This window comes from Candidatus Protofrankia californiensis (assembly GCF_900634765.1).
In the GTDB taxonomy this organism is placed as follows: domain Bacteria; phylum Actinomycetota; class Actinomycetes; order Frankiales; family Frankiaceae; genus Protofrankia; species Protofrankia californiensis.
Genome location: NZ_CAAAFT010000278.1, coordinates 1 through 8913, shown reverse-complemented (window position 1 = coordinate 8913; position 8913 = coordinate 1). Strand labels below are relative to the sequence as shown.

The 8913-nt window shown below is 67.1% G+C and carries 11 protein-coding genes and 1 riboswitch; of the genes, 8 read left to right on the top strand and 3 right to left on the bottom strand.

Going from position 1 to position 8913, the window contains the following annotated elements; translation table 11 throughout:
- The 6 genes from DD1DGNOD_RS29530 to DD1DGNOD_RS15135 form a co-directional block, all read left to right on the top strand.
- Window positions 1–978 (top strand): transketolase-like TK C-terminal-containing protein (locus tag DD1DGNOD_RS29530; RefSeq protein ID WP_283234703.1); only part of this gene is annotated, 978 nt, incomplete at its 5' end.
- Between the two features lie 26 nt (window positions 979–1004).
- Window positions 1005–1151, top strand: coding sequence for a hypothetical protein (locus DD1DGNOD_RS27100; RefSeq protein WP_165036750.1), 147 nt, complete (start codon window positions 1005–1007; stop codon window positions 1149–1151).
- 91 nt (window positions 1152–1242) lie between these two features.
- Window positions 1243–1671 carry a cold-shock protein gene (locus tag DD1DGNOD_RS15150; RefSeq protein ID WP_131767071.1) on the top strand — a complete coding sequence of 143 codons (429 nt, stop codon included), beginning with the start codon at window positions 1243–1245 and terminating at the stop codon, window positions 1669–1671.
- 645 nt (window positions 1672–2316) lie between these two features.
- A riboswitch (cyclic di-AMP (ydaO/yuaA leader) is annotated at window positions 2317–2478 on the top strand.
- 2 nt (window positions 2479–2480) lie between these two features.
- The gene (locus DD1DGNOD_RS31210; protein ID WP_430827812.1) at window positions 2481–3212 is read left to right on the top strand and encodes a C40 family peptidase; all 732 of its coding nucleotides are present in this window, start codon (window positions 2481–2483) and stop codon (window positions 3210–3212) included.
- Between the two features lie 473 nt (window positions 3213–3685).
- The gene (locus tag DD1DGNOD_RS15140; RefSeq protein ID WP_346434331.1) at window positions 3686–4399 is read left to right on the top strand and encodes a peptidoglycan-binding protein; all 714 of its coding nucleotides are present in this window, start codon (window positions 3686–3688) and stop codon (window positions 4397–4399) included.
- 184 nt (window positions 4400–4583) lie between these two features.
- Window positions 4584–4838: a hypothetical protein gene (locus DD1DGNOD_RS15135; protein ID WP_131770422.1), complete on the top strand. Its 255-nt coding sequence runs from the start codon at window positions 4584–4586 to the stop codon at window positions 4836–4838.
- On the opposite strand, the gene DD1DGNOD_RS15130 is transcribed toward DD1DGNOD_RS15135, so the two are convergent.
- Window positions 4831–5790, bottom strand: coding sequence for a S1C family serine protease (locus DD1DGNOD_RS15130; protein WP_131767067.1), 960 nt, complete (start codon window positions 5788–5790; stop codon window positions 4831–4833). The two genes, DD1DGNOD_RS15135 and DD1DGNOD_RS15130, sit on opposite strands and share 8 nt — an antisense overlap.
- A 197-nt stretch (window positions 5791–5987) precedes the next feature.
- On the opposite strand from DD1DGNOD_RS15130, the gene DD1DGNOD_RS15125 reads away from it, so the two are divergent.
- Together DD1DGNOD_RS15125 and DD1DGNOD_RS15120 are read left to right on the top strand one after the other, a co-directional pair.
- Window positions 5988–6332, top strand: a complete 345-nt coding sequence (locus tag DD1DGNOD_RS15125) for a metallopeptidase family protein (protein ID WP_131767107.1) — start codon at window positions 5988–5990, stop codon at window positions 6330–6332.
- Window positions 6333–6664: 332 nt separating this feature from the next.
- Window positions 6665–7516 carry a DUF4394 domain-containing protein gene (locus DD1DGNOD_RS15120; RefSeq protein WP_206443199.1) on the top strand — a complete coding sequence of 284 codons (852 nt, stop codon included), beginning with the start codon at window positions 6665–6667 and terminating at the stop codon, window positions 7514–7516.
- A gap of 108 nt (window positions 7517–7624) precedes the next feature.
- Here the strand turns inward: DD1DGNOD_RS15120 and DD1DGNOD_RS15115 are convergent, their stop codons facing one another.
- Both DD1DGNOD_RS15115 and DD1DGNOD_RS15110 read right to left on the bottom strand, forming a co-directional pair.
- A complete protein-coding gene (locus tag DD1DGNOD_RS15115) occupies window positions 7625–7933 on the bottom strand; it encodes a DUF1876 domain-containing protein (protein WP_131770420.1) in 309 nt (102 codons plus the stop codon).
- Window positions 7934–8275: 342 nt separating this feature from the next.
- A partial coding sequence (locus tag DD1DGNOD_RS15110) for an ROK family protein (protein WP_131770419.1) occupies window positions 8276–8913 on the bottom strand: 638 nt, incomplete at its 5' end.

The window sequence follows — 8913 nt, the reverse complement described above, 5'->3', positions numbered from 1 at the left end:
AAGGGCCTGGCCACGCGGGACTCCTCCGGCCGGGTCCTCAACGCCGTCGCCGCCAACGTGCCCTGGCTGGTCGGCGGTTCTTCCGATCTTGCTCCGTCCACGAAGACGCGACTGACCTTCGACGGCGCCGGGGACTTCCAGGCCGGCGAGCCGGGCGGGCGCAACCTGCACTTCGGCGTCCGCGAGCACGCCTCGGCCGCGGTGGCCAACGGGCTGTCCCTGTGCAAGGTGCGGCCGTTGTGGTCGACCTTTCTGATCTTCTCCGACTTCGCCCGGGGCGCCCTGCGACTGTCCGCGCTGATGGAGCTCCCCGTCATCCACGTGTTCACCCATGACTCCATCGGGGTCGGGGAGGACGGGCCGACGCACCAGCCGGTCGAGCAACTCGCCTCGCTGCGGGCCATCCCCGGCCTGCTGGTGATCCGTCCCTGCGACGCCAACGAGGTTGCGCAGGCGTGGCGGGTCGTCATGGGTCTGCGGCGGGAGCCGGCCGCGCTCATCCTGAGCCGGCAGGCGTTGCCGACGCTGGACCGGACCCGTTACGCTGCCGCGTCCGGGCTTGCCCGTGGGGGCTACGTCCTCGCCGATGCCCCCGACGGCGATCCCGAGATGATCCTGATCGGCACCGGCAGTGAGGTGCACCTGGCCCTGGCCGCCTACGAGGAGCTGACCGCGCAGGGTGTGCGCGCCCGCGTGGTCAGTCTGCCGTGCTGGGAGCTGTTCGACCGGCAACCCGCGCAGTACCGCGACCAGGTGCTGCCACCGTCGGTCCGCGCGCGCGTCGTGGTCGAACAGGCCTCCACGCTCGGATGGGAACGGTACGCGGGCACCGACGGGGCGATCATCGGTATGCAGACCTTCGGCGCGTCCGCCCCGCTACGGGCGTTGCAGACCAAGTTCGGGTTCACTTCGCAGGCGGTCGTCAGCGTCGCCAAGCAGTGCCTTGCCGCCGTCCACACGTTCCGCGATCCGGCGTAGATCTCAGGGCCACGAGCGCGAAAAGCATGATCGCGTTTCCGGTGGCCTGCCGGCCACCGGGGCACGCCGCGCTGGGAGCCGGTCAGATGGTTGACGAGTCGCCCCTGGCCGGCTCCGGGCGTTTCCTCGATCACTTCTTGTCGATCATTGTTGTGGTTCGCGTGTCGGCTTGACCTGACCATGCGCAACTGGGAGTGTGAGTAAACCTCATGGTTGGGGGGTGTTGGAGCTAAGCTGGCACAGAGGTTCTCTACAGGGGTAGACGTGGTGGGTACTGGTAGGATTTTGCGTTTCGACGGAATTCGTGGCTACGGTTTTATAGCGCCCGATGCCGGTGGCGACGATATTTTCATACACGCGAACGATCTTCAGGATGAGAAACACCTGTTCCAGCCCGGAACGCTGGTGGAGTTCGAGGCGGAGGAAAGCGACAGGGGCCCGAAGGCGTCGGTTGTCCGCCTTGTCCGTCGGGTTCCGGCCCGCCCGTTGCTGTCGCATTCCGAAAGCACGAACGTCGGGCGCTCGGGTACTGACGACGACGAGATGTGCGACGTCCTCACTATCGGGGAGTTCCGGCACCTGCTGACAGAGACGCTTATCGAATCGGTACCGACCCTGACCGGCAGTCAAATACACCAGATACGGCAGCGGCTTACCAGCCTCGCACAGGCGCGTGGCTGGGTCGAATCCTGATCGGTTCGAACGGCGCTGGTACCGGCGAAGGCGGTGATCTCCCGCTTCGCGGTGATCCACGTGCGCTACTGACCACGCTGTGCGCACGGGTTGATTCGTAATGCTGTATCCGCGTGCTCGCCCGTCTGCTCGTCCGCAGACGGGCACGCCGGTAGGTAAGCCGATGGATACCGCGGTTTCATATTTTCGCTTTTGATCTGTATTGATCTCGATCCATATGGGTGTTCCGGCCGCAACGGCCCACCGGCGCCCGCCCTGCCGGGATCCTGAAGCTGCCCGCCGGGGGAGGCGGGATACCCCGTGGACGGATATCCGTGGACGCGGGCCCGCGCGGGACCGGATCGCACGGTGGCAGAGGAACACGGTGGCAGAGAAAAATGTCGTTGCCGGTCTGCGCCGGGTGCTTCACGATACGCACCGGAGGACTCCGGCAATGGTGCGCAGCCCCGCCACGCTGCGGCTCACCGGTGTCGTCCTGGCAGCTGCCCTGAGACGGCTTGTGCAAATGATACGCAGGGTAAGCATTTTGCGCCGACATGCCGAGAAAACTGCTACTTGCGACTACCGAAAGTAGTTCGCTACGTTGGCCGAGCTCTCAACGGCACCGGACCACACGCCGAGTTCTGTCCATGGTCCGGCGTCTCCAACTAGTAATCGCCAGGACAGAAGCGGGGGACCCACCTTCCGCCGGATGTCGCCACCGCGGCGCCGTCCTTGGGGTGAAGTCGGCTGCGCGTTCCCGCGCGCCGACCGGGCTTCCCGGCCCGAACCCGACAGCTAACCTCGCAGGCGTATGGGAAGGATCATCGTTGCCTGCATATCAGGTGAATTCAGGTTCGGCTGCCGTAAAACATCCCAGGCGGGGTCGTCATCGCGCGCGGACGACCCGGTCCACCCTTGGCCGGATATCGGCACGTACGGCGGTTGCCGCCGCGGCCACCGGAACCGTGGCCCTCTCCGGTCTGGCCGCCCCGGCCTGGGCGAACGACCGGGGGCTGGAGGCCAACGGGGCCAACGGGGCCAACGGGGTCAACGGGGCAGGCTGGGCCGACGCCGCCACGACCACTGTGGCCGGTGTCCGACCGGCCACCTTCACGATCACTCCGGCCACCTGGTCGGCGACCTCGTCGCCGGCTGCCGCCACGGGGGCGGTGTCGGCGCAACCGGTGAGTTTTTCGACGTCCTCCAGCAGCTTCGGGGCGAAGGTCGTCTATCTGGCGTCGAAGCAGGCTGGCAAGCCGTATGTGTGGGGCGCCGAGGGCCCGCGGGCATTCGACTGCTCCGGCCTCGTCCGCTACGTCTACAAACAGCTCGGCCGCAGTATTCCGCGGGTGTCCAATGCCCAGTACGGTGCCTCCCAGAAAATACCGAAGAGTGCCAAGCAGCCCGGTGACCTCATCTTTTTCGGTCGGCCGGGAAGTATCCATCACGTGGGGATCTACGCGGGGAACGGAATGATGTGGGCCGCCCCGCACAGCGGAGCCGTGGTCAGGCTCCAGAAGGTCTACACCAACAACTACCTGGTAGGTCGTATCAGGTGAGACCGCTGCCCCGGGTGAGCAGTCCCGGGCATTTTGTCACCCCGAACCGGTAACGCAGGGAATTGCGAACCGGTAACGCCGTGAGTTGTTTTTCTGTCGGTATCCGGCAGCCATTTCCTGAGCCCCGAACGAGTCCTGTAGCGGACGTCGAGAAAGCACGTCACCTTCGGTTCGCATGGCCCGAAATAATGGCCTGAACGAATGGTTCGCATGGCCTGAAAAGTTGGCCTGAACAGTTGGCCTGAACGGTGCCTGCCCGTCGTCCGGAACAAGGCTGGACGACCCTGGTGACGGCGTGCTCGACGCTGGAAACGGTGTACCGGTACCGCTACCGGAAGAAACAGTACGGGCCGCTTCAACGATACCTTTAGGTGAGATGTCTGAGTATGGCCAAAGGAAAACATAGGAAGCAGAGTCGGTGCACCGGCGCCGCATTAGCAACCACTGTTGGGCTCATCGGAACAGCGGCTGGAATGATGCTGACTGCGGCCCCGGCCGGCGCGAGTCCGGCGTCCGCTTCCGCCATCGTTCCCGACGCGACCATCGCCCGTGTCGGCATGAACGCGGGACTGCCCAGCTGCCAGGGGGTGCCGCTGAGCACCTGGGTGGCGGTGGCTCTCGCGGAGTCCGGTGGCAACGCCAAAGCGCGTAACCCGCGCGGCGAGGACTCCCGCGGACTCTGGCAGATCAACGTGCGGGCCCACGCGAGCTGGCTGGCGGGCCGGAACCTGTTCGATCCGGCCACCAACGCGTGGGCGGCGAAGAAGGTGTGTGAAAGCCAGGGTGTGCGTGCGTGGGGTGCCTACACCAACGGTTCCTACCGCCGCTATCTGACGCGGGGGAATGCTGCCGCGGCCGCTGTGAGCACCCGCCCGACGACCACACGGGTATCACGACCGAGCACTCCGGTCCCGCCTGTCACCGGGATCCACTACACCAACAGGGACTGTTCGGCCCCATCGTCCGGTGGTCAGTCCGGTGTGGCCATAAGAAACGGAAGTCGCCTGCGTACCGAGGTCGTCAGGATACAGCGACGGTTGGCCGACCTCGGATATTCTCTTGCCGTCGACGGGAAATTCGGCCCGCAGACCACCAGGGTGGTGAAGGAATACCAGCGACAGCACGTACTTGCAGTTGACGGTATAGTCGGCGCACGCACTCACGCCCGGCTGTTCCCGTGCGGCTGACGGTTTCGTGTGATTGACAATATGTGATTGAAAATGTGGAATTGACAATTCCGTTGTCCGTGGCCGACCCGTCGTCTGCTCCGGCCCGGCTGACCGGTCGGTCAGCCGGGCCGGAGCAGACGGACAACGGGCACACTGTGTGCCGGCAGGTTTCGCTCGGTTCCCCGGTGGAAGACGAGCGAGTATGCCGCGGCTACGATCAACAGGCTGGGTGCCTCGCCTCGCCCCGCTGTTGGTGCTCATGGCCGTGGTCGCTCTACGTCTGGCCGGTCACGGGAGGTATGTAGTTCTTACGCTGACGGTCGTCAGCCCGATGCTCGCCGCCATTCTCATCGGCCCTCGGATAACCATGGTCTATGCGTTGGCGGCGCTGTTACTGGCCGGCCTGCTCGGAATTCACACGAATCTTTACAACGGCGACTACGGTCGACTTAGGTGAGCGCCAGTTCCTGGGGGACGACGATGACGTCGACGAGTGCGCCGCGCCGCCACACGGTCAGCTCGAGCGGACGTCCGATGGTCTCCTCGGTCATCAGTCGCTGCAGGTCCCCGGGGGTGGCGACCGGCTGCCCGGCGACGGAGAGCACCAGGTCGTCGGCGAACAGGCCGGCGCGACCGGCTGGGCTGTTCACGACGACCTCGGCCAGTCGCACGCCGTGTCGCCGGCCGAACCGTTCGGCCAGATGCGGTGGCAGCGGCGCCCCGGTGCTGGCAACCCCCAGATAGGCGCGTCGCACCCGGCCGTCACGCATGAGCGCGGCGAGAATGCGACGGGTGGTGGCGTTGACCGGGACGGCGAGCCCGAGCCCGATCCCGGCGACGGCGGTGTTCACGCCGACGACGTGGCAGTCAGCGGTGACCAGCGCACCTCCGGAGTTACCCGGGTTGAGCGCCGCGTCCGTCTGGATCACTTCGTCGATGACGCGGACGGTGGTGCCGGCCCGGGTGGGAAGCGACCGGCCGAGCGCGCTGACGACTCCCGCGGTGACACTGCCGGTCAGGCCCAAGGGATTTCCCACCGCGACGACAAGCTGACCAACGGCGAGCGTGGCGGCATCACCGAGTGCCGCCGGTGGTGGCGTGCTGCCGCGGGCGCGCAGAACCGCGAGGTCGGAGAGCGGATCGGCGCCGATCACGTCCACGTCGGTGTGGGTGCCGTCGGCGAACTCGGCCGTGCCCACCACGCCGCCCATACCGGGCCTTTCCGCGCGCCCCGATCCACTGTCGACGACGTGGGCCGAGGTGAGCAGGAAGCCGTCGTCGGTGAAGACCACGGCGGATCCGGCTCCCTCGCCGCGCGGCGTCCGTACCCGCAGGCTCGCGACAGCGGGGGAGACGGTTGCGGCGACCCGGATGACCACCTGCGAGTAGGCATCGAGCGGATCCTGCATCCCGACCTCCCCGTGTTGCTTACATGATTACGTTATTAGAAGCAGGGGAGTGCGGACAATGTTCCCGTGCCTGGTTGTTCCCGTGCTGGTTGCCCGGCTGCGGGGGCGGGCGACGGTCTCTGCCTGCGCCGGTCGACGCCAAGACGGGTGAGACGGTGCCGATCGGCGGTTTCGGGTTCGACAGGAGGTTCACCGACGTGGTCGAGGTGTCCAGAGACCGGTTCGAGGCTCTGGTGGCCGATGCGCTGGACAGCCTGCCGCCGGAGCTCGGTCGTCAGATGTGCAACATCGCGATCCTCGTCGAGGACGAGCCACCTCTGCCGGGACTTCTCGGGCTCTACGAGGGTGTGCCGCTCACGGAACGAGGCGATCGGTACAGCGGGGTGCTGCCCGACCGGATCACGATCTACCGAAAGTCGATCTGCGACATGAGCGAGACCGAGGCGCAGGTCGTGGAGCAGGTGCGGGTGACCGTCATCCACGAGGTGGCCCATCATTTCGGCATCGATGACCGGCGGCTTGCCGAGCTCGGCTGGGAGTAGGACCCGCCCGCGGCGGCTCCGCGGGGCGGGGCCCGGGGAAGGCCCTCGCGACACGTCACCTGACCGACATGTTCCTTATTGATCGACACGCCGTGCGATACGCCCGCGTCCGGGGTGCGGCGGTGGCGGAGTTGCTGTCCCTGTTGCCCGTGCTCTGGGTGAAGTCACTGTTTGTAGCGTCCTTGTTGACACATGGTTGACTTGTGGTTGCTCTACGTGTCTACTTCGTATCGTGGTCGGTCAACTGCGGAAAGTCGTTAACCGGCCATCTCGCCGCTGTTGAGGCGGCGTGTCCCTCAGCACCGCGCCGGTGCATGATCGAAGGAGTAACTGTGCGCAGAAAGCTGAAAGCGGCATTCACCGCCGCTGTGGTGGCAGGTACCCTGGGGGCCGTGCCGCTGCTGTCCGGGCAGGCGGCCGTCGCCGGCTCGTCCGGCACGAACACCAGGACGCCCAACCTGCCGGCGGTCGCCCTGACGGCCAGCGGCAGCAGCCTGGTCTCGTTCTCCACCCGATCCCCGGAACGCGCAAGACCGGCTGTGCCCGTCACCGGACTTATCGGTCTCGACACCTCGCTCGTCGGGATCGACTACCGGCCCCAGGACGGACTGCTTTACGGCGTGGGCAACGGCGGTGGTGTCTACACGCTGGACACCTCCACCGGGGCGGCCACCGCGGTTTCCAACCTGGGCGCTCCGCCGGCCGGTTTCGTCGCCTTCGGCGTCGACTTCAATCCTGTCAACGGCCTGCTGCGCGTTGTCAGTGACTCGGGCTTGAACCTGCGCCACGACGTCGTGGCCCACGCGACAACCGTGGACACTGCGCTTTCCGCCCTCGGTGTCACCGGCATCGCCTACACCAACAACGACACCAGCCTCACGACCGGTACCACGCTGTTCGACATCGACACCAATCTCGACCAGCTGGCGATCCAGTCGCCGCCGAACACCGGCGTCCTCGTGGCGACCGGCAACCTCGGCGTGAACGCGGACCTGAACGCCGGCTTCGACATCTACAGCTCGCTCGACAACACTGGCGTCTCCGTCGATTCCATCGGGTTCGCGACGCTGTCGGTCGCGGGCCAGTACGGTCTGTACTCGGTCAACCTGCTCACCGGGCACGCCAATCCGATCGGGCAGTTCCCGGCCGGGACCGTGGTGTCCGACGTGGCCGTGAAGCCGTAACGGCGGATCCGTTCGCGGCCCCTTCGCGGCCCCCGGTCGACCACGGACCGGGGGCCGCACCGTTCCCATCGTTGCGGGTTTGCTGGGCCGGCGCCGGTCACGGACGAATCACGGACGAACGCCTTGATGGTGCTGTGGCATGCGCAGGTGGGCCGTCTGGTGTGTGATCGCCTCGATGTCGCCCGCCGCGGCGTCGAGGAGTCTGTGGGCCAGTTCGGACAGCGCGCGGGAGGCTGAGACCTCATCACCGATCTCGGGAACCTCGGTGTCGGTGGGGTGCCGCCGCGCGTGTCCGACGCCCCGCAGCTCGCGTTCGGAGTCCGAACGCGGTCCCGGGCGCAGCGCCGCCTCCGCGCGGGTGTGCCCGTCATCCTCGGTCAGGAGCACATCGACTGTCCACCTCTTGGTGTGGATCATGATCGGTCGCCACCTTTCCCAGCAGACAGCCCCCAGTGGGATCTGGATCTCTGGCAGCGCGGGAAAACATGACCGCGTTGCCATGGTCCTTTCAGCCTGGCTCCTCCTAGCCTGGCACGGCTCGACGGCCACCGCGAACGCATCCGTAACCGGCACGGATCTCCAGAGAGGATCTGTCGAAGTATCGCAGTAGTCGTGCGCGGCCCGTGCGGGGAACAGCCTGCCGCTCCCGAACGGTACGGGATGAGGAGGACTGCCTGGTCAGCCGTGCATTCCTCGGAGGGTGTCCGGTACCGGTTGTTGTTCGGTACCGGTTGTCACTAAGCGCGCGAAAGATCAGGGCTAGAGGTACTGGGCGGGCCAGGGGGCGCCCGCGGCTGAGGCTGCGGCCAGCCGGGCGGCGCCTCGGGCCACCACCAGGTCCGGAACCTGGATGCGGGCCACGGTGCAGGCGGCCCAGAGCTCGGGGAGGGTGCGGGCACGGGCGGTGACCAGGGCGGCGTTCCAGTAACCGGGGTAGTTGAGAGTGCCGCCACCCACCCGGAGGACGTCGGGATTGAGGATGTTCAGCAGGGTGGCCATGGCCAGCCCGAAGGCGTCCCCGGCTGCCTCGACGACGCCCCGGATGGCGGGGTTTCCGGCGGCGAGCGCCGCGCGCACCTGGGCCGGGGGCAGACCGGCGGCCTGGACGATCGAGGCGCCGCCGGCCAGTTCGTCGAGCCGGCGTACGCCCCGCGGGGTGGGTACCGGCATGCTGCCGACCTCGCCGGCCCAGCCCCGGCCGCCCCGCACCACCCGACCCTGGTGGCGGTACGCGGAGCCGACGGCGGTGCCGGAGAGCATCACCACGGCGGTCCGGGCGTCACCTATGTCGGCGGCCTCCTCGGCCAGGGCGGCCCGGATGTCGTTGACCAGCAGATGGGGGGCGGCGAGGCCGGCCGGGCCGGGCCAGCCGTTGAGCGCGGGCAGTACGTCGCAGA